This is a genomic window from Rhizobium herbae (assembly GCF_017873135.1).
GTDB classification, from domain to species: domain Bacteria; phylum Pseudomonadota; class Alphaproteobacteria; order Rhizobiales; family Rhizobiaceae; genus Pararhizobium; species Pararhizobium herbae.
In genome coordinates this window covers 561,859-584,513 of sequence record NZ_JAGGJV010000002.1, presented here as the reverse complement: position 1 = coordinate 584,513, position 22,655 = coordinate 561,859, and the positions used below count along the sequence as shown (strand labels likewise).

Here is a 22,655-nt window from a genome sequence, read left to right as displayed (position 1 = left end):
TCCAGACCATCATCCGGTCACAAACCGGGAAACATATCCCTGATTGAGGCGGACGTTCAACGCGTCGCTGAACGCCTGATGTCCTCGTCTGATGAGGTTATCCGATGAAGATTCTCAATCTCGCGACCTTTGTCGCACTCTCACTCGCACCCTTTGCTTTTTCATCTGCCGCACACGCGTCGACCATGGCGGAATGCAGCGCCAAATACAAAGCGGCGCAAACGGCCGGAACACTCAATGGAATGAAGTGGAATGACTTTCGCAAAGCGCAATGTGGAACCAATGCCGCCGCCGCGACACCGGCAGCGATAAGCACAGACGAGGAACCGACCGCGAGCAATACCGACAATATGCCGGAGCCCGCCACGACCACCGCGAAGGCGCCGAAGGGCGTTGCTTTCCCGAAAAAGGTCGATGCAAAATATTCGACAGAAACTGCCGGGAAAGCCCGCATGCATACATGCCTTGATCAATACAAGGCCGACAAATCCAGCAATTCACTCGACGGCCTGACCTGGATCAAGAAAGGCGGCGGCTACTACAGCATCTGCAATTCCAAGCTCAAGGCGTCCTGATCTCTCGATACGGGTTCCTGGGGGCGGCGACTTTCGTCTGCTCTCAGGAAACCGCCCAATGCAGCGGGAACATCGGGTCGAACACGGTGACGGTACCTGCCTCCGTCTCGATCTTGTCCGGAAACGTCACCGCCTCCGCCTGCTTGCGCAGCGTGATCGTTTCTGCATTGACCGGCAGGCCATACCAGGCCGGACCGTTCAGCGATGTGAAGGCTTCCAGCTTGTCCAACGCATTTTCCTGCTCGAACACATGGGCAAGGCAGCTCATCGTGTTGATCGAGGTATAGATGCCGGCGCAGCCGCAGGCGCATTCCTTCAGGGGGTCCACATGCGGGGCACTGTCGGTGCCCAGGAAGAAGCGGGCGTCGCCCGAGGTCGCGGCGCCGCGCAGGGCCAGACGATGCAGCTCGCGCTTGGCGACCGGCAGGCAATAATAGTGCGGGCGGATGCCGCCGACGAGGATGGCGTTGCGGTTGATGATCAGGTGATGGGTGGTGATCGACCCGGCAAGATTGCCCTCCGAGGCCTTGATATAGTCGATGCCGTCCTTGGTGGTGACATGCTCCATAGTCACCTTCAGCTCCGGCAGGCGGGCACGCAGGGGATCGAGCACGGTTTCGATGAACACGGCCTCGCGGTCGAAGATATCCACCTCCGGCGTCGTCACCTCGCCGTGGACGCAGAGCGGCAGGCCGATCCTGGCCATGCGCTCCAGCACCGGCATGGCATTTTCGAAGTTGCGCACGCCGCCATGCGAATTGGTGGTGGCGCCGGCCGGATAAAGTTTGACGGCCTTGATCAGGCCGCTTTTGTGCCCGGCTTCGACATCATCGGGGTTCGTGCCTTCGGTGAGGTAAAGCGTCATCAGCGGCTCGAAACGATCGCCCTTCGGCAGCGCGGCCATGATGCGTTCGCGATAGGCCGTTGCGTCGGCCGTGGTGACGACCGGCGGCACGAGATTGGGCATGATGATGGCGCGGGCGAAATGGCGGCTGGTGTCGCCGATCACGCCCTTCAGCATACCGCCGTCGCGCAGATGCAGATGCCAGTCGTCGGGACGGCGGATTGTCAGTTCGATGACGGGCTGTGGGCTCATGGCGGATATCTCCAGACGCAATCTTCTCGCGCATGGGTTCGGATCATGCGCTGGCCGAAGGCTCCGATAGCATCATTGTACTGCGGAAAACAATGATCGAGTGCCGGTGTCAAACCGTTTCGAAAACCTCGATGGCGATGTCCGCCGGCCGCGAATTGTCGATGATCCGCTTGCCGTTCGGCAGGTCGTTGCCGTAGAGCTTCCATTCGATGCCGGCCGCATCCAGCCCGTAGTGGATCCAGCGTTGCCTAAGCCGCTCCTCGAGAACCTCGTAGGACGGACCGACGAAGACCGACAGGTCGAACATGCCGTCGAGCCGCGACCAGGGTGCCTCGTCCAGCAGCAGGTAGTTGCCTTCCGCAAGAATGAAACGGGTTTCGGGCGCAATAACCCGGGCAGAGGCGATGGCGATTTCGCGGGACCGGTCGAACACCGGCACGAGAACCTCCTCGTCGGCCTTGCGCACCGCCGAAACGATGTCGATGAAGGCGCGGACGTCGAAGGTTTCCGGCGCGCCCTTGCGTTTCAGCAGGCCGCGCTCTTCCAGAATGCCGTTGTCCATATGAAAGCCGTCCATCGGCAGGACGGCGGATTTTTCACCGCGCCGCGTCAGTTCTTCCTGAAGCGCATCGGCCAGCGTCGACTTGCCGGCCCCGGGAGGGCCGGCAATGGCGACGATGAAGCGCTGGGATTGTCCCGCCTTTTCAACGATGCTGTCCGCGATGGCGGCAAGCGTCATGGTCATGCGGCGGCGGCCTCTGGCGGCACCTTGGCGCCGGTCATGAAGGCGACGGCGTCCGACATCGTATAGTCCTTCGGATTGATGACGCAGAGGCGCTTTCCGAGACGATGGATATGGATGCGGTCCGCCACCTCGAACACATGCGGCATGTTGTGCGAGATCAGCACGATCGGCAGGCCGCGTTTTCGAACGTCGAGGATCAGCTCGAGAACCTTGCGGCTCTCCTTGACGCCGAGCGCTGCGGTCGGCTCATCCAGAATGATGACCTTGGAACCGAACGCCGCGGCACGCGCGACGGCAACGCCCTGGCGCTGGCCACCCGAGAGGGTTTCCACCGCCTGGTTGATGTTCTGGATCGTCATCAGGCCAAGCTCGGAGAGCTTGTCGCGGGCGATCTTGGCCATCTTCGGCCGATCGAGCATGCGGAAGATCGACCCCATCGGCCCGGATTTGCGGATCTCGCGTCCGAGGAACATGTTGTCGGCGATCGACAGCGCCGGCGACAGCGCCAGGTTCTGATAGACCGTCTCGATCCCGGCTTCGCGCGCCTGAAGCGGCGAGCGGAAGTTGACGACCTGACCTTCCAGGCGAATTTCGCCTTCGTCTGGATGGATCGCCCCGGAAATCGCCTTGATCAGCGAGGACTTTCCGGCACCGTTGTCGCCGATCACGGCGAGGATTTCGCCGGGATAGAGGTCGAAATCGGACTGGTCGAGGGCGGTGACGCGGCCGTAGCGCTTGACGATGCCGCGTGCGGTGAGAAGAGGTTCCATCAGCCTGCTACCTTTCTGATCCACTGGTCGACACCGACGGCCGAGATGATGAGGACACCGGTCAAGAGTACCTTCCACTGCGGATCGGCGCCGAGCATGTTGAGGCCCATCGACACCACGCCGACGATGAGAGCGCCGAACAGCGTGCCGAGGATCGAACCCCGCCCGCCGAACAGCGAGATGCCGCCGATGACCGCCGCCGTGATGGCCTGCAGATTGTAGTCCGTGACCGCCCAGGACGGCGAGATCGAGCCGTTGCGGCCGATCGAGACCCAGGCGGCAAGCGCCGCGATTGCACCGGCCAGGCCATAGACGCCAAGCAGCACTTTCTTGACCCGGATACCCGACAATTCAGCTGCTTCAGGATCGTCGCCGACGGCATAGACGTGGCGGCCCCAGGCGGTGTGGTTGAGCCCGTACCAGAGTACGATCACCGTAATGACCATCATGATGACACCGAGCGTAAAGACTGCGGAGCCGAGTTTGAGGCTGATGCCGAAGAAGCCGAGCAAGGGCGCTGCGGTCTCGATGTCGGCACGCCGGATCGTTGCATTGGCGGAATAGATGAAATTCGCCGCCATGACGATGTTCCAGGTACCCAGCGTGACGATGAACGGCGGCAGCTTCATCCTGGAGACGAGGAATCCGTTCAAGAGACCGCAGAGTGTTCCGGTGACGAAACCGGCAGCCACGGCAAGCGGCGCCGGCATGCCATAGGTCACGGCGCAATTGCCCATGACAACCGCCGAAATCACCATGATAACGCCGATAGAGAGATCGATACCGGCAGTCAGGATGACGAGGGTCTGGGCAGCGCCGAGAATACCAACGACGGCGATCTGCTGGAGAATGAGTGTGAGTGTTCCCGCGGTAAAGAACCGCTCGCCCTTCAGGACGCCGAACACGATGATGGAAAAGATCAGCACGATCGCCGGAATGGCGGCCGGTGTCGAATGCAGAAAATGCTGAATGCGCCGCAGAGGCGAACGATCTTCGAATGAAGCGACCGACTTGTCGCTCTGATCCAGTGTTTTTTCGAATTCCTGGACGCTTGTCATGACAACGCCTCCCTCCCAAAAAGCCCGGCCTCATTTGCCGGTTGTTGAAAAGGGCGGCTCTGAAACCGCCCTTTCATATTCATTGTGTGCTGAAAGCACTAAGGCATCAACCCCAGCACTTGTCCGTACCGGTCTTCACGTCGATCGATTCGACGCCTGCGGCCGGCTTGTCGGTCACCAGGGCAACGCCCGTATCGAAGAAGTCCTTGCCTTCGGTCGGCTTCGGCTTGGTGCCGTCCTTGGCGTACTGGGCAATGGCTTCGATGCCGAGCGATGCCATCAGCAGCGGATACTGCTGCGACGTCGCGCCGATGACGCCTTCGGCCACCGACTTGACGCCCGGGCAACCGCCGTCGACGGAAACGATCAGAACGTCCTTTTCCTTGCCGACAGCCTTCAGCGCTTCATAGGCGCCGACAGCAGCCGGTTCGTTGATCGTGTGGATGACGTTGATGTCCGGATCCTTCTGGAGAAGGTTTTCCATGGCCGTGCGGCCGCCTTCTTCATTGCCGTTGGTCACGTCGTGACCGACGATGCGCGGATCGTCTTCATCGCCGATCTTCGCCGGATCCTTCGGGTCGATGCCGAAGCCGATCATGAAGCCCTGGTCGCGCAGAACGTCGACGGTCGGCTGCGACGGCACGAGGTCGAGGAAGCCGATCTTGGCATCCTTGGCCTTGTCGCCCAGCGTTGCAGCAGCCCAGGCGCCGATCAGCTTGCCGGCCTGCAGATTGTCCGTGGCAAAGGTTGCGTCGGCGGCCGTTGCCGGATCGAGCGGGGTGTCGAGCGCGATGACCAGAAGACCGGCATCCTGTGCCTTCTTGACCTGGTCGACGATCGCCTTGGTGTCGGAGGCGGCAATCAGGATACCCTTGGCGCCATCGGCGATGCAGGATTCGATCGCTGCAACCTGGCTGTCATGGTCGCCATCGACCTTGCCGGCATAGGACTTCAGATCAACACCGAGTTCCTTGGCCTTGGCTTCAGCGCCTTCCTTCATCTTGACGAAGAACGGGTTGGTATCGGTCTTGGTGATCAGGCAGGCCGAAACGTCGGCGGCCTGAGCGGGGGCTGCAAATACGACGCCGAGCGCCAGCGCGCCGAGAGCGGCGGAAACAATAGTCTTCTTCATGAAATCCTCCCAAGGATTGAAAAAAGGCACCGGCGAACCGGCCCGTCAGGCTTCGCCAACCGCAACGTCTCCTCTGCCGCGGGTGGCGCTTCCGGGCACAAAACAAACATCAAAACCAAACGCTGTCAATAAATAAATCAAATTGAATTATTAAAAATCTATGGCATTCTCTGCGCAGAAAATGTGCATGCGCATTTTGTTGTTGCAGCGCACACATAAGAAACAGGGTGAAGGCACGATCAGGAGGCCAGTCCGGAACAACCCGATCCGGACGGGAGATCGCGCCTACGGGAGGAAACGGGCATGACATCACAGGCCGGTTCCGGCGGTGCATCGACCGTTCCGGACGTCTTCGATCCGGGCGGAGGCGCCAACCTCACCCGTGTGCGCGCCTACAACGAGCGGCTGGTGATGTCGCTGGTGCGCCGCCACGGCAGTCTGTCGAAAGCGGATATTGCCCGCCGCTCCGGCCTGTCGGCGCAAACGGTCTCGGTCATCATGCGGGCACTCGAAAAAGACGGTCTTCTGATGCGCGGCGATCCGGTACGCGGCCGGGTCGGTCAGCCATCCATTCCGATGCGGCTCAATCCGGATGCGGTCTATTCCTATGGCGTCAAGATCGGCCGGCGCAGCTGCGATCTCGTGCTGATGGATTTCGTCGGCAATATCCGCCTGCAACTACACCAGACCCACGCCTATCCGATGCCGGAGGAAATCCTGTCCTTCATCGTCGAGGGCATACCGAAACTCGAAAGGATGCTGACCGAGGAACAGCGCGGCCGCATCGCCGGCGTCGGCATCGCGACCCCGTTCCAGCTCTGGAGCTGGGCCGAAGAGACCGGCGCGCCGAGGGAAGCGATGGCCAGATGGCGCGGTTTCGACCTGCGCGACGCGGTGGCGGCACGCACGCATCACCCCGTGCTGATGCAGAACGATGCCACCAGCGCCTGCGGCGCGGAGCTTATCTTCGGCGTCGGCGCCTCCTATCCGGACTTCATCTATTTCTATATCGGCTCCTTCATCGGCGGTGGCATCGTCCTGAACTCGGCGCTGTTTTCCGGGCGCAGCGGCACGGCGGGCGCCGTCGGCCCGCTGCAGGTTTCCGACAGGAACGGCAAGCCGCAGCAGCTGTTGAAAATCGCGTCGATCTTCGTGCTTGAAAATCTTCTGCGCGAAAGGGGGATCGATCCGAAACCGCTGTGGTATTCCGCCGACGAATGGATCGATTTCGGCGAGCCGCTGGAGACCTGGATACAGCTGACGGCCGCCGCCCTTGCCCAGGCGATCGTTTCCTCCGCCTCGATCATCGACTTCAGCGCGGCCGTGATCGACGGCGGCTTTCCCGGCTGGGTGCGCGAACGCATCGTCGCGGCGATCCGCAAGGCTGCCGGCGAGCTTGATCTCGAAGGCGTTATCCTGCCTGATATCATCGAGGGTGCCGTCGGCGCCCAGGCGCGGGCCATCGGTGGCGCCAGCCTGCCGCTTTTCTCACGCTATCTCATCGATACCAATGTTCTTTTCAAGGAAACAGCCTGATGCTGAAAGGTCTGAACCCACTCCTGAGCCCCGAGCTTTTGGCCACGCTGCGCGCCATGGGCCACGGCGACGAGATCGCGCTGGTCGACGGCAACTATCCCGGTCTCGAACATGGCCGACGGCTGATCCGGCTCGACGGGCATCATCTGATCCCGGTTCTCGACGCGATCTTGAGCGTCCTGCCGATCGACGACTTTGTGCCGGAGGCGATCTTTCGCGCCACGGTCAAGCAGGACCGCGACGCCCTCGATCCGGTGCATCGCGATATCATTGCCTGCTGCGCCAAGCATGAGCCCGATCGCGCGGTCATGCCACTGCTCGGGCCGGAATTCTATCCGAGGGTTCGCGCAGCACACACCGTCGTCCAGACCAGCGAGCCGCGGCTCTATGGCAACGTCATCCTGCGCAAGGGCGTCATCTATCCCTGATCGGCTTCAACCATAGACACGAAAAAGCCCGCCGATTTTCCCAACCGGCGGGCTTTTCTTTATCAAGCAATCAGCAATCAGGCGCGCTTGGCATCAACCGAGAGGGCACCGGCACCGAAGGTGGCGACGAACAGGAAGCCGCCTGCGATGGCAAGGTTCTTCATGAAGTGGATGTCATTGCCGGCAACCGAGAAATCGCCATGGCCGATGAATGCCGTGGCAACGCAGAAGAGCGCCAGGATGTAGGCTGCCGGACGGGTGAAGAAGCCGACGAGGATAGCGATGCCGCCGAGCAATTCGACAGCAGTCACGAGGATTGCCGTCAACATCGGGATCGGCAGGCCCATGCTGCCGAAATAGCCGGCGGTGCCGCCGAGATTGGTGATCTTGCCGTAACCGGCAATGATGAAGAGGATCGACAGAAGGATACGGGCGACGACGAGGACTACGTTCTGCTGCATAGGAAGAGGCTCCGGTTTGGGTTCGTTGTTGGCAACAGATTTATCAGCAAATCCAAATTCATCCAGCCCACGAGCGCGAAACAGATCGTTCACAATAGCAAGACAGCGAACACAGATCGTCAACATTGCGTGATAGGGTGTGAACTCGGCAAATCTGGCAGCAATGAAGCTGCGGAGAGAACTCGCGTAGAGTGCCTGCATTGCATTTCCAGGATGTTTTTTGTTGCAACGCCGGGAAGACTGCGAGAAGAATTTCAATGGGTAGCAATGGACCTGCGGACGGGGATAGCAGTATGAGCGAAGTCAACAAAAGTCCCGCCTTCTGGCGTTCCTTTCCGATCTTCGAAGAATTCGACAAGGAAACGGTCGCTGCGATCGCTGCACTTGCGACCTATCGCAAATGGACCGCCGGAACGGTGATTTTCCAGCGCGGCGATGAAGGCAATTACATGATTGCCGTTCTGTCCGGCCGCATCAAACTGTCGCTGATCACGCCGCAGGGACGCGAACTGCTGCTGCGCCATATCGAGGCCGGAGCCCTCTTCGGCGAAATGGCAATCCTCGACGACCAGCCCCGCTCCGCCGATGCCACCGCGATCACCGTGACCGAGGGCTACGTCATCGGCAAGAAGGCTTTCCTCGATTTCATTACCCACACGCCGAATGCCGCCGAATCAATCATCCGCTATCTCTGCCTGCAATTGCGCGACACAACGGACAGGCTGGAAACGATCGCGCTCTATGATCTGCATGCGCGCGTGGCACGTTTCTTCCTGGCAACCCTGAAACAGATCCACGGCAACGAACTGCCGGAGAGCGCCAATCTGCGCCTGACGCTCAGCCAGTCCGACATTGCCGGCATCCTCGGCGCCAGCCGCCCGAAGGTGAACCGCGCAATTCTGGCGCTGGAAGAAAGCGCCGCCATCAAGCGGGCCGATGGCGTCATCAGCTGCCATATCGGCCGGTTGCAGAGGATTGCGGAACCGGAAGAGGAATAACCCCTTGAATAGCTTCCGCCTGTCCCGGATCAAGCCGCTGTTTGCCGGAGCGGCTGCGAGCCTGCTGAGCGCGCTCCTGTTGTTCTTCTACGCGGGATCGGCGCTCGAAACGCAGCGGGAACTGTTTTTCGATTCGCTGACCCAATGGGTTCCGGCACCGCAGTCCGACCAGATCACAGTCATCGACATTGACCGCAAATCGGTGCAGCAAACGGCAACCAAGAACTGGGGCCGGGCGGAAACCGCCGATCTTTTGTCCCGGCTGTCAAAAGCCGGCGCAAAGGCCGTCGCGGTCGATTTCATCTTCAGCACCGCCTGCGACCCGGCCGAACAATCCAATGCTGCGCTGACGCAGGCGATTTCCGGCGTGCCCGTCATTCTCGGCTTCCTGATCGCCGATGGCGGGCCTGAACATCCCGTGCCGGTGCCGCCCGTCGCCGTCAGAAAGCCGGTCGCGATCCCCGATCTCTGGTTCATCAACGGCGCGGAAGCATCCTGCGGCTTCCTGCAGAAAGCATCGCGCTCGGCGGCAGCCGCATTTCTGGTCGGCGACGAGGATGCGCGCATCCGCCGTGTCCAGGCCTATTCGATCATCGGCAACGACGCCTATCCGGCGCTGGGGCTCGAGGCAGCCCGGCTGGCCGAAGGCGGACGCACGCCGATCCTGGGCGGGCAGCCCGCCTGGCTGAAGCTTGGAAGCCGCCTGATCGAACTGGATGAGGATGGCAGCCTGCGCTTTGCCGCAAGCCCGATCACTGCGATCGAGGCACGGACCGTGTCGGCGGGCGATGTGCTGAGCGGCGCCGTTGCGGATGAACGATTCAAGGACAAGACGGTGTTCATCGGCAGCAGCCTGCCCAATCTCGGCGGCTTGCGTTCCACCGCCTCCATGCCGCTCGAGCCGTCGGTTCAGATCCATGCCGATATCGCCAATGCCGTGCTCACCGGCTTCATTCCGGAAAGGCATGCGCAGCTTCCGCTGTACGAGGCAGCTTTGGCGCTGGTCGGCGGGCTGCTTGTCGCCACGCGTCTGCGGCCTGTGACCTCTGCGGCTCTCGGCATTCTGGCGATCTCCGCCACGATCGGCGCGGCGGCGGCGATCTATGCGGGTTCCGCCCTACTGGTCGATGCCGTCAGCGTCAGCCTTGCCTTGGTCTTCGTCCTAGTTGTCACCAGCACGCTGCAATTTGCCCGGGTCCGGCGCGCGGAATCGAAGGCGCGCAGCAAGTTTTCGCAATACCTGCCGCAATCCGTCGTCGCCCGCTACATCGACAATCCGGACGACGATCGTGTGGCGGGCGAAGAGCGGCCCGTCACCGCGCTGTTCACCGATATCGAGGGCTTTTCGACGCTGTCGCAGAAGCTTGCGCCGCGCGATCTCGTCACCCTGCTCGACATCTACTATGCCGAGGTCAACGGACTTGTCGCGCAATATGGCGGTATGGTGGACAAGGTGGTCGGCGATGCCGTGCATGCCTTCTTCAATGCGCCGGAGGATCTGGCCGATCACGTCAACAAGGCGATGGATTGCGCCGAGGCTATCCGGGCATTGACGGAGGAAATGCGGCGCCGGCCGGGCTTTATCGAACACCAGTTCGGCCGAACCCGCATCGGCATCGAAACGGGGATCGCCGTGCTCGGCGAGGTCGGCGCCGGCGGCAAGCTGGATTATACCGCGCATGGCGACTGCATCAACCTTGCCGCCCGGCTTCAGGAGGCCAACAAGTTCCTCGGCACCGCCATCTGCATCGGCCCGGAAGCGTCGGTTCAAAGCGGCCGCGCGCTGCGCTCGGTCGGCATGCATGAAATCCGCGGCTTCGGCGAAATGGAGCTGTTCACCACCGAGGCATAAGGCAGGACGTCAGCGCTTCAGGCCGACGCTGGCGTAAGCTTCGACGATCCGGGCTTCCTTCCAGACGACGGTTTCGGTCGGCGCATCGCCGGGCTTGGCGATCTCGATGCCTTCGCCGGCGCCCACCAGCCGCTGCACGCCGCCGCCATCGACCGATACCTGGCCGTGTTCGACGAAGACGGCAAAGACGCCACGGTTGGGACCGGCGAAGAACTTCGTACCGCGCACGCCGATCATGCCGAAGGTGGTGCGTAAGGCGAGATCGATCTTCGGCAGGCCTTCCGGACGATCAAAGACCATCTGGCCCATGCCGAGTTCCATCGTGCCGCCCTGGCCGGCGATGAAGCTGTCGAGCAGAAGCTCCGTCTGGCTGCCGAGCAGGATGCGCGTGTCGCCTTCAAGCGCCAGATCCGCAAAACTGTTGCTGCCGGTCGCGACATAGTCGTTGTCCATGATCTGGGCACCCGTCGCCAGACCCTCTTCCTTTTCCGCCCGCTTGAGGTTGACCTTGCCGCGCACGTCCGAGGCCTTGCCGATGATCGTGTTCGCCCGCGTTGGAATGGCGGCGAGGCCTCCCGCGATCAGCGCGCAGCCAGCGATGAATGTCCTTCGCCCGATCAGGCCGTGCCGCATCGGGAAAATATCTCGCGTCATTGACCTTGCTCCTTGTTCAAACAATCCGGTTTTCCAAAAAGAGTGTCCGGGATAGCGGGCGGGGAAATCGCCTGTCCCAAAACCACCCTGGCCGGTGTTGTCCTCATTGTCCCCTCCAGCTGCATCAGCGGCTGTTTCCCAAGGAACAGCCGCTGACCGGCGCGCTCCATAAGGTGACACAAACACGAAGGAGAACGCCATGAAAAACGAAGCCAGCAAGCGCATTTCAGTTGTCAACGCAATCCTGCTCACCGCCGTGAGCCTGCTTTCGATCGCGGCAATCGCCCTGCCCTCGGCCCATGCCGCCTCGCCGCTGCTTCCGGCGGATCAGTGCGACGCCGAAGCCGGCAGCGAACACGACCTGCAACGCAACATGGCCTTTCGTCCCGTGGCAACCGAAGACATCCGCATCGGCATTGCCCTTTCGGCTTGCCGCGAAGCCTACAACCAGGGCAGCGGCCCGCGACAGACCTTTGAACTTGCCCGCGTGCTCCATGCAGCCGGTCAGCGCGGGCAGGCCATGGCCATGCTTGAAAAGGCGGTCGAAGGCAATCATGCGGTCGCGATGGTGAACTATGCCGTGATGATCGGCGAGCGCGGCGACCACGCAAGCGAATTCGCGCTCTATCAGAAGGCAGCCGCCACCGGAAACATCCTCGCCGCCTATAATCTCGGCGTCGCCTATCGCGACGGCGTCGGCACCGCCGCCAACGGTAAGCTCGCCGCCCAATGGTTCGAGCGGGCATCCGTCGCCAGGGACAATCTCGGCGCCTTCAACCTCGCCGTGATGCTGGACGAAGGCACGCAGATCCCGGAAGACGACCAGCGGGCCGCGCGCTTCTACAAACTGGCCGCCGACCGCGGCAATGTCGATGCCATGGTCAATCTCGGCCTGATGCTGGAGAACGGCGAAGGCATGGTTGCGGACGCCGCCGCTGCCACCGAAATGTTCAAGAAGGCCGCCGAGAAGGGCGATGCCTTCGCCCAGAGCAAGATTGCGCCGCCGCAGATCGACACAGCCACCACCGCCAGCATAGAGCCGAGCGAGCAGGCAAACCTTGTTTTACCGAAAGCGGGTCGTGTGAAGTGACACGGCTTTCGGGGGAACTCTCATTCTCCGCAGATTGTGGAAGCTTACCCCCCCTCTGTCACTTCGTGACATCTCCCCCTCAAGGGGGGAGATTGTTCTTTTCCCTGGCGCCCAAAGTCCTGTGGCTGATCTCCCCCCTTGAGGGGGAGATGTCGGCGTCGCCGACAGAGGGGGGTAAGCTTCCAGAATTCGAATTAACCGAGGAGACCCAACGGAAACCGTATCAGCGAATTTCCCCAGCCTGCGGTCCCCATGTATCCGTCAACGCAAACCCATCAGCCAGCGGATCGAACGGATCGAGCGCCACCTGATGCAGGCCGAAGGTCCAGCCGCGTCCCGAGATGGTCGGGATGATCGCCGGGCGGCCGGCGACTTCCGTCACGCTTTCCAGACCCACCTCGAATTCCGAGCCGATGATCGAGCGGGACTTGAAGATGTCGCCGACCTTGGCAAGCCCACGCGCATGCAGCGTCGCCAGATTGGCCGAGCTGCCCGTGCCGCAGGGCGAGCGGTCGACCCGGCCGGGCCACATCGTCGTGCAGGTGCGCACCGTGCCATCGCCTTCCGTATCGCGGAACATCACATAGGCGACACCCTTGATTTCCGGGATTTCCGGATGGACGATCGGAATGGTGCGGTTGACGAGGTCCTTCAGCATCATGCCGGCCTCGACGATCTTTCGCGCATTGGCCTTATCGATCGTCGTGCCGATCTGCGCGACATCGACCAGCGCATAGAAGACGCCGCCATAGCAGAGGTCCATCTTGATCCGGCCCCAGTCCGGCGTATCGACCTCGACATCCAGCTCATGCACGAACGACGGCACCATGGTGAGCTTGACCCGCTCGCAGCGCCCGTCACGGCAGGTGGCCGTCGCCTTGACGAGGCCGGCGGCGGTATCGAGCATGACCACCGTTTCCGGCTCCTTCATCTCGATCATGCCGGATTCGAGCAGTGCCGTCGTCACGCAGATCGAGTTGGAGCCCGACATGGCATGCGCCTGATCCGCCTGCAGGATGATGAAGCCAAAATCGGCCTCGGGACGCTTGGCCGGAACCAGGAGGTTGACCGAGCCGATCGAAGCCGCGCGCGGCTCGAGGCACAGGAAACGGCGCAGGCTGTCGTCTACGGTGTTGATATGGTTGAGCTGCTCGGCGATCGAATTGCCGGGAATCTTCGGCACGCCGCCGATGGCGACCTTGCCGATTTCGCCTTCGCAATGAACATCCAGCAACTGGATCGTGCGTTTCCATCTCATCGTTTCACTCTCGCTTTTTCAAAGGTCACATCCAACCGCGCATCAGGCTTACAGAAGCAGCAAGATCGGCCATGAAGGCACGCTCCTGCCGCAGCGCCGCGACAGCCGTGTCGCGATCGGTTATTTCAAAACGCAGCCGCGCACCCGCCGGCGCCTGCGCCAGTTTCCACAAGTCCGCCTCGATGACATTGGCGATCTTCGGATAGCCGCCGCAGGTATTGGCCTCGGCCAGCTGGATGATCGGCTGGCCGTTCGGCGGCACCTGCACCGTGCCGGGCATGATACCATGCGAAAAAAGCTCCAGCTTGCGCGTCAGCGAAAGTTCCGGCCCGCTCAGGCGATAGCCCATGCGGTTGGCGTCATTGGTGATCAGCCAGTCGGTTTGATGAAATGTCGAGATCGCCTCACCCGTGAAGGCGGTATATTCGGCGCTCGGCAAGACACGCAGGATGATCGCCTCGTCGTTTTCCACTGGGCGCCCGCGCAGCTCCGATACATCCGCGCCGTAGCCACCTTCCATCCGCAACACTCTGCGAGACGTCCCCGCAAGCGCCAGCCTGTCACCTCGGTTCAAGCCCCGCCCTTCAAATCCGCCAAAAACGCTCTTGAGATCGGTGGCACGCGAGCCAAGCACGAGCGGCACGTCGATACCGCCCTGGAAGGCGATGACGGCGCGGGCACCCGAGCGCGGCAGGCCGAGCGTCAGCACCTCGCCCGCCTTGGCATTCATCGCCCACCAGCCGGGGACCTGCCGGCCATCAAGCTTTGCCGGGCAATCTGCGCCGGCCAAGGCAAAGACCGTATCAACCTCGAACCGCAACCGGAAGGGAAACAGCGCCACCTCGATGCCGGCCGCACGCGCCTCGTTCCCAACCATCAGGTTGGCGATTTCGAGCGCCGGGGCGTCCATCGTGCCGGAACGGCCGACGCCGGCATCGAGATAGCCGGTGCGCCCGAGATCCTGCACGGAATTGACCGCGCCTGTCGACAGGATCTCGATCATACCTGAACCTCGATCACACGGAAGCGGATGCGGTCGCCCGGCTTGCAGGCGGACGGCGGATCGCGCAGCGGGTCGAACAGTGGCACCTTTGTCTTGCCGATGACGTGCCAGCCGGAGGGCGCCGTGCAGGGCATGATGCCGGCCTGCGCGCCGCCGATGATCACCGAGCCGATCTCGACCTTCATGCGCGGGACAGCGCGGCGCGGCATGGCGAGGGCGGGATCAAGCCCGGAGAGGTAGACGAAACCCGGCATCGCGCCGACGGCCGCGACCGAGTAGACCGCCTCCGAATGCCGGCGCACCACCTCATCGACGCTCAATCCGGCGTGCTCTGCGAGCACAGCAAGGTCCTCTCCGGTAGCTCCGCCGTAAACAACAGGTATGTCGACATCCCGGCCCGCGATGGCATTGGGTACCACTGTCTGCCAGGCTTGAAGAAGCTGGTGCTCGATCGCGTCCGGCGCGACCGCCAGCGGATCGAACACGATCATCAGATTGTTCATGCCCGGCACGGTCTCGGCCACGCCACCGACCTTCAGCATCCACGCCGCCACGGCCCAGATCCGCGATTGAATATCGTCGGAAAAAACCGTGTCGGCAGCGTCGAGCAGGATCGCGCCCGCGCCTTCCGTGCTCAATCTGGGAGAAACAACTTCGGTCACCTGAGAATATCCACCGAACGAACCCGACGCCTATCTGATATATCAGCTTTATGGTCTTGCCTAGCTACTATCGGGTTCAGACAGACGATTCTGCGTCATCCGCCATGCCTCACATGTAAATCGAGGTAATTTGACCGGAGGCTGCACAGCCCGTCAACCGCTCTTCTCGACCACCGAGAGGCGCATCCTGTCATTTCCCTCATCCTCGACATAGGCTAGGATCGGTCTAACCCGACCATCGAACAGCTGGAAAAAGCCTTGAACACCAAACCCTTGCGCATCGACCTCAATTCCGACATGGCCGAAGGATTCGGCGCCTACCGGATGGGCGACGATGATGCCATCCTGAAGGTTGTCACCTCGGCCAATATCGCCTGCGGTTTTCACGGCGGCGATCCGGAGATCATGGCGACAACCTTTGCGCTGGCGAAGGAGCGCGGCGTCGCCGTCGGCGCCCATCCCGGCTTTCCCGACCTCTGGGGCTTCGGCCGCCGCAACATTCCCTTTTCCGCCGGCGAGATCGAGCGCCTCGTCGCCTACCAGATCGGCGCGGCGCAGGCGATGTCGGCCTATGCAGGCCATCCGATCACCCATGTGAAGGCGCATGGCGCGCTCGGCAACCTGACCCAGCAGAACGCCGAGGTGGCGATGGCCGTCAACCGCGCCATCAAGGCGGTCGATCCCTCGCTCGTCTGCCTCGTCATTGCGCTTGGCCACCAGCAGCGGCAGGCGAACGAGATGGGACTGACGACGGCATCGGAAATCTTCGCCGACCGGGCCTATACGGAAGAAGGTTATCTCGTCGACCGCAAGATCGCCGGCTCGGTGATCCACGATCCGGACGAGGCGGCAGCCCGCGTCATCCGCATGGTCCGCGCTGGTGCCATCGAAACCATCACGGGCAAGAGCATCGCCACCCCGATCGATTCGATCTGCGTTCACAGCGACACGCCCGCCGCCGTCACCATCGCGGCCACCGTTCGCCAGCGCCTCGAGGCCGACGGCATCGCGGTGAAGAACTTCCTCTCCTGACCCTGGCTGAAACGAGACATTCATGGACCTCGACCTGATCGAACGGCTGATGCGCCTTCTGGAGAATTCCAGCGTCAACGAACTGGAACTGACGGAAAACGGCACGCGTATCCGCCTTTCGAAGACGGTTGCGCAGGTGACCCAAACCAGCGCGGCCAGCGCTGCGTCTTCATCGACTGAAAGTGCCGCAAGGGCAACGGCATCCGCCTCGGCAGCCGGACCAAGGGAGCATATCATCGTCGCGGGTCTCCCCGGCACCTTCTACCGCTCGCCGATGCCCGGCGAAGCGCCGTTCGTCGAGATCGGCGAGCGGGTCGAGGACGGCCGCAAGCTCGCCATCATCGAGGCCATGAAGATGATGAACCCGGTGGAGGCCGATTGCACCGGGCGTGTTACGGCAATCCACCTTGAGGACGGCGCCCCGGTGACGGCAGGCATGCCGCTTTTCACCCTCGAGACATCGGCTTGACCCCGATGAACAGCGCAGATATCCAAAAACTGACTGCCCTGATGGAACGGTACGGAATTGCCGCTTTCGACTACGAGCAGGGTTCCGTGCAGCTTCGTTTGACGCTCGGCTCCAGCGTGGAAGCCGCGGCGATTACCGAACCTGCACGATCGTCCGGGATAAGGGAATCAGACACCCTCCGATCGCCCGCCGTCGGCATCGTCCTGCACAGCCATCCGGCAAGCGCGTCGCCCGCGCCCGCCTTGCCGCGACAGGCTGCCAGGGGCGAGATCGTCGCCTATATCAAGACAGGCATGACGCTACGCGCCATTGCAACTGCAAAGGACTGTGTCCTCCGCCGCGCCCTCACCGCCGAAGGCAAGGGCGTTGGCTATGGCGACGCGCTGTTTGAAATCGCGCCTGATTGAATCCTCCCAATTATGTTGCTTGACCCACAAGCTCTCGACCCACAGCTTGGTGGTGTTCATTAGCGTTTTCTTTTAAAGAGTGGATTGTCCAGAATGACAAAGCTGATCATCTTCACCGACCTGCACATGGTGCCAGAGGGCATGACGATCATCGGCCTCGATCCGTTCCAGCGGCTTGCCGCCGGCATCGAACACGTCAACCGCTATCATGCCGATGCGGACCGGGTGATCGTCATGGGCGATCTGGCGCACCGGGCCGACCGGGCTTCCTATGAGCGCCTGAAAGGCCTGCTGGACAGGCTGGTGCCGCCGTTCGCCATAACCATTGGCAACCACGACAACCGCGAGACGTTTGCCGACGTTTTCCCGAACGCCGCACAGGACGAGGATGGCTTCATCCAGGACGTCATCGACTTTCCGGATTGCCGCGCAGTCATCCTCGATACGCTGTTTGCGCCGCCCTACGACTATCCGCGCAGCCATGCCGGCTTTCTCTGTACCAAGCGCCTTGCCTGGCTCGACCGTCAGCTGGAGACCGCCGGCGACCTGCCGGTGTTGTTGTTCATGCACCATCCGCCGCATGAAACCGGCTTTACCGGCATGGACATGATACGCCTGATCAACGAAATGGATTTCTACGATGTGGTGAAGCGCCAGGGCAATGTTCTGCATATCTTCGCCGGCCATGTGCACCGGACGATTTCCGGGTCCAGCCGCGGTGTCCCCTTCTCCGTCTTCAAAAGCCCCGTGCACCAGCAGCCCATGCCGTTCGATTCTCCGGATGCCTCTCTCTCCGTCGACGAACCCTCCGCCTACGGCATCGCTGTTATGACCGATACGGGCATTCTCGTGCACACGGAGGATTACGAGATTGCGGTCAGGGACGCGGCGGTGGCGTGATTTCCTCTTCTCCCCAGCGGGGAGAAATGCCGAGTGAAACGAGGCGATGAGGAGGTGGTACGGCACATCCGGAGTTTGCGGCTCCCCCTCATCCGGCCCTGCGGGCCACCTTCTCCCCGCTGGGGAGAAGAGGGAGCTGTCACCTTCCGCCATTCCCCCATTCCATGCTACCCTGCCGTCATGACCCTTGCCGTTCCCACCGACGATTTCGACTGCCAGAGCTGTGGCGCCTGCTGCAGCTATTCGCAGGACTGGCCGCGATTCTCGCTGGAGACGGACGAGGAACTGGACCGGATTCCCGCTGAATACCTGTCGGCCGATCTCGGCGGCATGCGGTGCGAGGACAATCGCTGTTCGGCGCTCGACGGCAAACTCGGCGTTCATGTGGGCTGTAAAATCTACGCCGTCCGGCCGATCGTCTGCCGCACCTGCATGCCGGGCGACGACGAATGCCTGATGGCCCGCCACAAGCTGTCGCAGAAGGTTCTGCTCTGACGCCGGATCGTCCGGCATGATTTGGATACTGCCGTATACCATACGGTTTATGCCTTCATATTCGGTGAAACATCCAGCCTGACGCCTATTTTCCCGGATAGCTATCCGGATACCTCTGCCCTATTTTGCGCCCATGAATTCCGGGCCACGCCGCGTGCGCCTGATCGCTTCGAAGAGGGATGATTTCGATGAGCCAGCCGCAGCCGCAACAGACCACCGATATCGCCCCCCTCCCGTTTGAAAACTTCGCCCCGCCGATCGCCGAGCAGACCGCGCTGCGCCAGGCGATCACCGCCGCCTATCGCCGCCCGGAAACCGAATGCCTGCCGCCGTTGGTCGCATCCGCCACCCTGCCCGACGATATCCGCGCCAAAGCCAAGGCGACCGCCCGCAAGCTGATCGCGGCGCTGCGCGCCAAGCACAAGGGCTCCGGCGTCGAGGGGCTGGTGCATGAATATTCGCTGTCGAGCCAGGAAGGCGTGGCGCTGATGTGCCTTGCCGAAGCGCTTCTGCGCATCCCCGACACCGCCACCCGCGACGCGCTGATCCGCGACAAGATCGCCGACGGCGACTGGCGCTCGCATATCGGCGGCGGCCGCTCCCTGTTCGTCAATGCCGCCACCTGGGGCCTCGTCGTCACCGGCAAGCTGACCTCCACCGTCAACGACCGCAGCCTCTCTGCCGCTCTCACCCGGCTGATCGCGCGGGCCGGCGAACCGGTCATCCGTCGTGGCGTCGACATGGCGATGCGGATGATGGGCGAACAGTTCGTCACCGGTGAAACCATCGACGAGGCGCTGAAGCGCTCCCGTGCGCTGGAAGCCAAGGGCTTCCGCTATTCCTACGACATGCTCGGCGAGGCCGCGACCACGGCGGCTGACGCCAGGCGCTATTACGCCGACTATGAAAACGCCATCCATGCCATCGGCAAGGCTTCGAACGGTCGTGGCATCTATGAAGGCCCCGGCATCTCGATCAAGCTGTCGGCGCTGCACCCGCGCTACGTCCGCGCCCAGAGCGCCCGCGTCATGGCCGAACTGCTGCCGAAGGTGAAGGCACTGGCGCTGATCGCCAAGAGCTACGATATCGGTCTCAACATCGACGCCGAGGAAGCCGACCGGCTGGAACTGTCGCTGGATCTGCTGGAAGCGCTGCGTCTCGATCCCGATCTTTCGGGCTGGAACGGCATGGGCTTCGTCGTCCAGGCCTATGGCAAGCGTTGCCCGTTCGTGCTCGATTTCATCATCGACCTCGCCCGCCGCTCCGGTCATCGGATGATGGTTCGCCTGGTCAAGGGCGCCTATTGGGATGCCGAGATCAAGCGCGCCCAGATCGACGGCCTCGATGGTTTCCCGGTCTATACACGCAAGATCTATACCGACATTTCCTACATCGCCTGCGCCCGCAAACTGCTGGACGCGGTGGACGTGATCTTCCCGCAATTTGCCACCCACAACGCCCAGTCGCTGGCAACGATCTACGAAATGGCCGGTCCCGATTTCAAGGTCGGCAAGTACGAGTTCCAGTGCCTGCACGGCATGGGTGAACCGCTGTATGACGAAGTCGTCGGCAAGGCCAATCTCGATCGTCCCTGCCGCATCTACGCACCGGTTGGCACGCATGAGACGCTGCTCGCCTATCTTGTCCGCCGCCTATTGGAAAACGGCGCCAACTCCTCCTTCGTCAACCGCATCGCCGATCCGGCCGTCTCCATCGACGAGCTGATCGCCGACCCCGTCGATATCGTCCGGGCCATGCCGGTGATGGGCGCACAGCACGACCAAATCAAATTGCCGGCCGATCTCTATGCTGGCCGCAGCAACTCTGCCGGTCTCGACCTTTCCAACGAAGCCTCGCTGTCGATGCTGTCCGATGCCCTGAAGGCAAGCGCTGCGATCGACTGGACGGCGGCGCCAAATCTCTGCGCGGAAAAGCTGCGCGGCGAAAGCCGCCCGGTGCTCAACCCCGGCGATCATCGCGATGTCGTCGGCTCCGTCATCGAAACCGCCGAGGACGACGCCCGCCGCGCTGTTGAAATCGCGCTGGCCGAAGGCGCCAAGTGGAGCGCGGTTTCGCCGACCGAGCGCGCCCAGTGCCTGGTGCGCGCTGCCGACCTGATGCAGGCCCGCATGCCGACGCTGCTAGGCCTGATCGTCCGCGAAGCCGGCAAGTCGCTGCCGAACGCCATTGCCGAAGTGCGCGAGGCCATCGATTTCCTGCGCTACTACGCCGAACAGGCCACCCGCACGCTTGGCCCGGCACATCAGGCGCTTGGACCCATCGTCTGCATCAGCCCGTGGAATTTCCCGCTTGCCATCTTCTCCGGCCAGATTGCCGCGGCCCTCGTTGCCGGCAATCCGGTGCTGGCAAAGCCCGCCGAGGAAACCCCGCTGATCGCCGCCGAAGGCGTCCGCATCCTGCATGAGGCCGGCATTCCGGCCGAAGCGCTGCAACTGCTGCCGGGCGACGGCCGCGTCGGAGCCGCCCTCGTTGGCGCGCCTGATATTGCCGGCGTCATGTTCACCGGTTCGACCGAAGTCGCACGGTTGATCCAGGCGCAGCTTGCCGACCGCCTGTCGCCTGCCGGCAAGCCGATCCCGCTGATTGCCGAAACCGGCGGACAGAATGCCATGATCGTCGATTCATCGGCCCTTGCCGAACAGGTCGTCGGCGACGTCATCGCGTCGGCCTTCGACAGTGCCGGCCAGCGCTGCTCGGCGCTGCGCGTGCTCTGCCTGCAGGACGATGTCGCCGACCGCGTGCTGACCATGCTGAAGGGCGCACTGCACGAACTCGATATCGGCCGCACCGATCGGCTTGCCGTCGATGTCGGCCCGGTGATATCAGCGGAAGCCAGGGGCATCATCGAAAAGCATGTCGAGACCATGCGCGGCATCGGCGCCAAGGTCGAGCAGATCGCGCTGTCGCCCGCCACTGCGCAAGGCACCTTCGTGCCGCCGACGATCATCGAGCTGAAACAGCTCTCCGACCTGAAGCGCGAAGTCTTCGGCCCGGTCCTGCACGTGCTGCGCTACGAGCGCGACGATCTCGACCGGCTGATCGACGACATCAACGCCACCGGCTACGGCCTCACATTCGGCCTGCACACACGCCTCGACGAAACCATCGCCCATGTCACATCTCGCGTGAAGGCCGGCAATCTCTACGTCAACCGCAACATCATCGGTGCCGTCGTCGGCGTGCAGCCTTTTGGCGGACGCGGCCTTTCCGGCACAGGCCCGAAGGCCGGCGGCCCGCTCTATCTCGGCCGTCTCGTCACCACGCCACCGGTGCCGCCGCAGCACAGCTCGGTGCACACCGATCTAACCCTGCTCGATTTCGCCAAATGGCTGGATGGCAAGGGCCTGAAGCCGCAGGCGCAGGATGCCCGCGAAACCGGCAGCCAATCGGCACTCGGCCTCACCACCGAGCTTGCCGGCCCGGTCGGCGAGCGCAATCTTTATGCGCTGCATCCGCGCGGAAAAATCCTGCTCGTGCCGCAGACGGCAGACGGCCTCTACCGCCAGCTGGCCGCGGTCTTTGCAACCGGCAATACCGCCGTTGTCGACACGACCAGCGGCCTCAAGGAAGCATTGGCATCGTTGCCGGCAACCGTCGCCGCCCGTGTTTCCTTCACCGCCGACTGGCGGATGGATGTGCCCTTCGCCGGGGCGCTGATCGAAGGCGAGGCGGACCGTGTCCGCACCGTCAACAAGCAGATCGCCACCCTGCCCGGCCCGCTGGTCCTGGTTCAAGCCGCATCGACGGAAGAGCTTGCCCGCAACCCGGATGCCTATTGCCTCAACTGGCTGCTGGAGGAAGTCTCTACCAGCGTCAATACGGCAGCGGCCGGCGGCAATGCGAGCCTGATGTCGATCGGGTAAGCCGTCCCATACAGGACATTGGAGTTGTGGAGCACCTCACCCCTCTTCGTCCTCCTCGCCCTTGTGGCGGGGATCCAGCGGCGCCGCGTCTGCGGTGCCAAAAGACTCTTATTTCCGTGAGGAAATGGTTCTTTCACCGCGCCGACGCGC

The 22,655-nt window shown here is 62.5% G+C and carries 22 protein-coding genes; 12 read left to right on the top strand and 10 right to left on the bottom strand.

From position 1 onward, the window contains the following. Nucleotides 1–104: 104 nt before the first annotated feature. Nucleotides 105–575 carry a hypothetical protein gene (locus J2Z75_RS08140; protein WP_209850244.1) on the top strand — a complete coding sequence of 157 codons (471 nt, stop codon included), beginning with the start codon at nucleotides 105–107 and terminating at the stop codon, nucleotides 573–575. Nucleotides 576–618: 43 nt separating this feature from the next. Here J2Z75_RS08140 and pyrC read toward each other — a convergent pair whose 3' ends face one another. From pyrC to J2Z75_RS08115, 5 genes are all read right to left on the bottom strand, one after another. Continuing rightward, nucleotides 619–1,671: a dihydroorotase gene (gene pyrC / locus J2Z75_RS08135; protein ID WP_209850241.1), complete on the bottom strand. Its 1,053-nt coding sequence runs from the start codon at nucleotides 1,669–1,671 to the stop codon at nucleotides 619–621. A 109-nt stretch (nucleotides 1,672–1,780) separates the two neighbouring features. Next, nucleotides 1,781–2,410 carry a nucleoside triphosphate hydrolase gene (locus J2Z75_RS08130; RefSeq protein WP_407692750.1) on the bottom strand — a complete coding sequence of 210 codons (630 nt, stop codon included), beginning with the start codon at nucleotides 2,408–2,410 and terminating at the stop codon, nucleotides 1,781–1,783. A gap of 2 nt (nucleotides 2,411–2,412) precedes the next feature. Further along, nucleotides 2,413–3,186, bottom strand: a complete 774-nt coding sequence (locus J2Z75_RS08125; protein WP_234937212.1) for an ATP-binding cassette domain-containing protein — start codon at nucleotides 3,184–3,186, stop codon at nucleotides 2,413–2,415. Then, nucleotides 3,186–4,244 (bottom strand): ABC transporter permease, encoded by a 1,059-nt coding sequence (locus J2Z75_RS08120; RefSeq protein WP_209850232.1) that lies wholly within the window; start codon nucleotides 4,242–4,244, stop codon nucleotides 3,186–3,188. The genes J2Z75_RS08125 and J2Z75_RS08120 overlap by 1 nt, the downstream gene beginning before the upstream one ends. Before the next feature lie 106 nt (nucleotides 4,245–4,350). Next, complete coding sequence (locus tag J2Z75_RS08115; RefSeq protein WP_209850229.1) at nucleotides 4,351–5,376, bottom strand: sugar ABC transporter substrate-binding protein; 1,026 nt, start codon at nucleotides 5,374–5,376, stop codon at nucleotides 4,351–4,353. A 303-nt stretch (nucleotides 5,377–5,679) separates the two neighbouring features. Between J2Z75_RS08115 and J2Z75_RS08110 the strand changes: the two genes are divergently transcribed. After that, entirely contained in the window at nucleotides 5,680–6,912 is a 1,233-nt protein-coding gene (locus J2Z75_RS08110; RefSeq protein WP_209850226.1) for an ROK family transcriptional regulator, read from the top strand. Continuing rightward, a complete protein-coding gene (locus J2Z75_RS08105; RefSeq protein WP_209850223.1) occupies nucleotides 6,912–7,340 on the top strand; it encodes an RbsD/FucU family protein in 429 nt (142 codons plus the stop codon). Before J2Z75_RS08110 ends, J2Z75_RS08105 begins: the two co-directional genes overlap by 1 nt. A 77-nt stretch (nucleotides 7,341–7,417) precedes the next feature. Here the strand turns inward: J2Z75_RS08105 and J2Z75_RS08100 are convergent, their stop codons facing one another. Continuing rightward, nucleotides 7,418–7,801: a DoxX family protein gene (locus tag J2Z75_RS08100; protein ID WP_209850220.1), complete on the bottom strand. Its 384-nt coding sequence runs from the start codon at nucleotides 7,799–7,801 to the stop codon at nucleotides 7,418–7,420. A gap of 293 nt (nucleotides 7,802–8,094) precedes the next feature. Between J2Z75_RS08100 and J2Z75_RS08095 the strand changes: the two genes are divergently transcribed. Both J2Z75_RS08095 and J2Z75_RS08090 read left to right on the top strand, forming a co-directional pair. Next, a complete protein-coding gene (locus J2Z75_RS08095; RefSeq protein WP_209850217.1) occupies nucleotides 8,095–8,799 on the top strand; it encodes a Crp/Fnr family transcriptional regulator in 705 nt (234 codons plus the stop codon). Between the two features lie 4 nt (nucleotides 8,800–8,803). Further along, the gene (locus tag J2Z75_RS08090) at nucleotides 8,804–10,651 is read left to right on the top strand and encodes a CHASE2 domain-containing protein (RefSeq protein WP_234937211.1); all 1,848 of its coding nucleotides are present in this window, start codon (nucleotides 8,804–8,806) and stop codon (nucleotides 10,649–10,651) included. Between the two features lie 9 nt (nucleotides 10,652–10,660). Here J2Z75_RS08090 and J2Z75_RS08085 read toward each other — a convergent pair whose 3' ends face one another. Continuing rightward, nucleotides 10,661–11,284 carry a FecR family protein gene (locus tag J2Z75_RS08085; RefSeq protein WP_209850688.1) on the bottom strand — a complete coding sequence of 208 codons (624 nt, stop codon included), beginning with the start codon at nucleotides 11,282–11,284 and terminating at the stop codon, nucleotides 10,661–10,663. A 220-nt stretch (nucleotides 11,285–11,504) separates the two neighbouring features. Here J2Z75_RS08085 and J2Z75_RS08080 point away from each other — a divergent pair, with 220 nt between their 5' ends. After that, nucleotides 11,505–12,395 carry a tetratricopeptide repeat protein gene (locus J2Z75_RS08080; protein WP_209850211.1) on the top strand — a complete coding sequence of 297 codons (891 nt, stop codon included), beginning with the start codon at nucleotides 11,505–11,507 and terminating at the stop codon, nucleotides 12,393–12,395. Between the two features lie 223 nt (nucleotides 12,396–12,618). Here the strand turns inward: J2Z75_RS08080 and J2Z75_RS08075 are convergent, their stop codons facing one another. From J2Z75_RS08075 to pxpB, 3 genes are read right to left on the bottom strand one after another with little or no spacing between them, the layout of a single operon-like run. Beyond that, nucleotides 12,619–13,653 carry a proline racemase family protein gene (locus tag J2Z75_RS08075; protein WP_209850208.1) on the bottom strand — a complete coding sequence of 345 codons (1,035 nt, stop codon included), beginning with the start codon at nucleotides 13,651–13,653 and terminating at the stop codon, nucleotides 12,619–12,621. A gap of 25 nt (nucleotides 13,654–13,678) precedes the next feature. Then, complete coding sequence (locus tag J2Z75_RS08070) at nucleotides 13,679–14,656, bottom strand: 5-oxoprolinase subunit C family protein (protein ID WP_209850205.1); 978 nt, start codon at nucleotides 14,654–14,656, stop codon at nucleotides 13,679–13,681. Continuing rightward, nucleotides 14,653–15,318: a 5-oxoprolinase subunit PxpB gene (pxpB, locus tag J2Z75_RS08065; RefSeq protein WP_209850202.1), complete on the bottom strand. Its 666-nt coding sequence runs from the start codon at nucleotides 15,316–15,318 to the stop codon at nucleotides 14,653–14,655. The genes J2Z75_RS08070 and pxpB overlap by 4 nt, the downstream gene beginning before the upstream one ends. A 258-nt stretch (nucleotides 15,319–15,576) precedes the next feature. On the opposite strand from pxpB, the gene J2Z75_RS08060 reads away from it, so the two are divergent. The 6 genes from J2Z75_RS08060 (at nucleotide 15,577) to putA (ending at nucleotide 22,505) form a co-directional block, all read left to right on the top strand. Then, entirely contained in the window at nucleotides 15,577–16,350 is a 774-nt protein-coding gene (locus J2Z75_RS08060) for a LamB/YcsF family protein (RefSeq protein WP_209850198.1), read from the top strand. Nucleotides 16,351–16,372: 22 nt separating this feature from the next. Then, nucleotides 16,373–16,819: an acetyl-CoA carboxylase biotin carboxyl carrier protein gene (gene accB, locus J2Z75_RS08055; protein WP_209850195.1), complete on the top strand. Its 447-nt coding sequence runs from the start codon at nucleotides 16,373–16,375 to the stop codon at nucleotides 16,817–16,819. Then, nucleotides 16,816–17,226, top strand: coding sequence for a hypothetical protein (locus J2Z75_RS08050; protein ID WP_209850192.1), 411 nt, complete (start codon nucleotides 16,816–16,818; stop codon nucleotides 17,224–17,226). The genes accB and J2Z75_RS08050 overlap by 4 nt, the downstream gene beginning before the upstream one ends. A gap of 93 nt (nucleotides 17,227–17,319) precedes the next feature. Beyond that, a complete protein-coding gene (spdA, locus tag J2Z75_RS08045; protein ID WP_209850189.1) occupies nucleotides 17,320–18,126 on the top strand; it encodes a 2', 3'cyclic nucleotide phosphodiesterase SpdA in 807 nt (268 codons plus the stop codon). Between the two features lie 180 nt (nucleotides 18,127–18,306). Further along, on the top strand, nucleotides 18,307–18,621 hold the full coding sequence (locus J2Z75_RS08040) for a YkgJ family cysteine cluster protein (RefSeq protein ID WP_209850186.1): 315 nt from the start codon (nucleotides 18,307–18,309) through the stop codon (nucleotides 18,619–18,621). A 188-nt stretch (nucleotides 18,622–18,809) separates the two neighbouring features. Next, on the top strand, nucleotides 18,810–22,505 hold the full coding sequence (putA, locus tag J2Z75_RS08035; protein ID WP_209850184.1) for a trifunctional transcriptional regulator/proline dehydrogenase/L-glutamate gamma-semialdehyde dehydrogenase: 3,696 nt from the start codon (nucleotides 18,810–18,812) through the stop codon (nucleotides 22,503–22,505). Nucleotides 22,506–22,655 lie beyond the last annotated feature (150 nt).

What these genes read in the sequence shown, in the direction of transcription:
- J2Z75_RS08095 (WP_209850217.1), top strand. Translation starts at nt 8,095, where the DNA reads ATGAGCGAAGTCAACAAAAGTCCCGCCTTCTGGCGTTCCTTTCCGATC.
- J2Z75_RS08080 (WP_209850211.1), top strand. Translation starts at nt 11,505, where the DNA reads ATGAAAAACGAAGCCAGCAAGCGCATTTCAGTTGTCAACGCAATCCTG.
- spdA (WP_209850189.1), top strand. Translation starts at nt 17,320, where the DNA reads ATGACAAAGCTGATCATCTTCACCGACCTGCACATGGTGCCAGAGGGC.
- pyrC (WP_209850241.1), bottom strand. Translation starts at nt 1,671, where the DNA reads ATGAGCCCACAGCCCGTCATCGAACTGACAATCCGCCGTCCCGACGAC.
- accB (WP_209850195.1), top strand. Translation starts at nt 16,373, where the DNA reads ATGGACCTCGACCTGATCGAACGGCTGATGCGCCTTCTGGAGAATTCC.
- J2Z75_RS08140 (WP_209850244.1), top strand. Translation starts at nt 105, where the DNA reads ATGAAGATTCTCAATCTCGCGACCTTTGTCGCACTCTCACTCGCACCC.
- J2Z75_RS08110 (WP_209850226.1), top strand. Translation starts at nt 5,680, where the DNA reads ATGACATCACAGGCCGGTTCCGGCGGTGCATCGACCGTTCCGGACGTC.
- J2Z75_RS08115 (WP_209850229.1), bottom strand. Translation starts at nt 5,376, where the DNA reads ATGAAGAAGACTATTGTTTCCGCCGCTCTCGGCGCGCTGGCGCTCGGC.
- J2Z75_RS08125 (WP_234937212.1), bottom strand. Translation starts at nt 3,186, where the DNA reads ATGGAACCTCTTCTCACCGCACGCGGCATCGTCAAGCGCTACGGCCGC.
- J2Z75_RS08085 (WP_209850688.1), bottom strand. Translation starts at nt 11,284, where the DNA reads ATGCGGCACGGCCTGATCGGGCGAAGGACATTCATCGCTGGCTGCGCG.
- J2Z75_RS08130 (WP_407692750.1), bottom strand. Translation starts at nt 2,410, where the DNA reads ATGACGCTTGCCGCCATCGCGGACAGCATCGTTGAAAAGGCGGGACAA.
- J2Z75_RS08105 (WP_209850223.1), top strand. Translation starts at nt 6,912, where the DNA reads ATGCTGAAAGGTCTGAACCCACTCCTGAGCCCCGAGCTTTTGGCCACG.
- J2Z75_RS08075 (WP_209850208.1), bottom strand. Translation starts at nt 13,653, where the DNA reads ATGAGATGGAAACGCACGATCCAGTTGCTGGATGTTCATTGCGAAGGC.
- J2Z75_RS08040 (WP_209850186.1), top strand. Translation starts at nt 18,307, where the DNA reads ATGACCCTTGCCGTTCCCACCGACGATTTCGACTGCCAGAGCTGTGGC.
- putA (WP_209850184.1), top strand. Translation starts at nt 18,810, where the DNA reads ATGAGCCAGCCGCAGCCGCAACAGACCACCGATATCGCCCCCCTCCCG.
- J2Z75_RS08120 (WP_209850232.1), bottom strand. Translation starts at nt 4,244, where the DNA reads ATGACAAGCGTCCAGGAATTCGAAAAAACACTGGATCAGAGCGACAAG.
- J2Z75_RS08100 (WP_209850220.1), bottom strand. Translation starts at nt 7,801, where the DNA reads ATGCAGCAGAACGTAGTCCTCGTCGTCGCCCGTATCCTTCTGTCGATC.
- J2Z75_RS08070 (WP_209850205.1), bottom strand. Translation starts at nt 14,656, where the DNA reads ATGATCGAGATCCTGTCGACAGGCGCGGTCAATTCCGTGCAGGATCTC.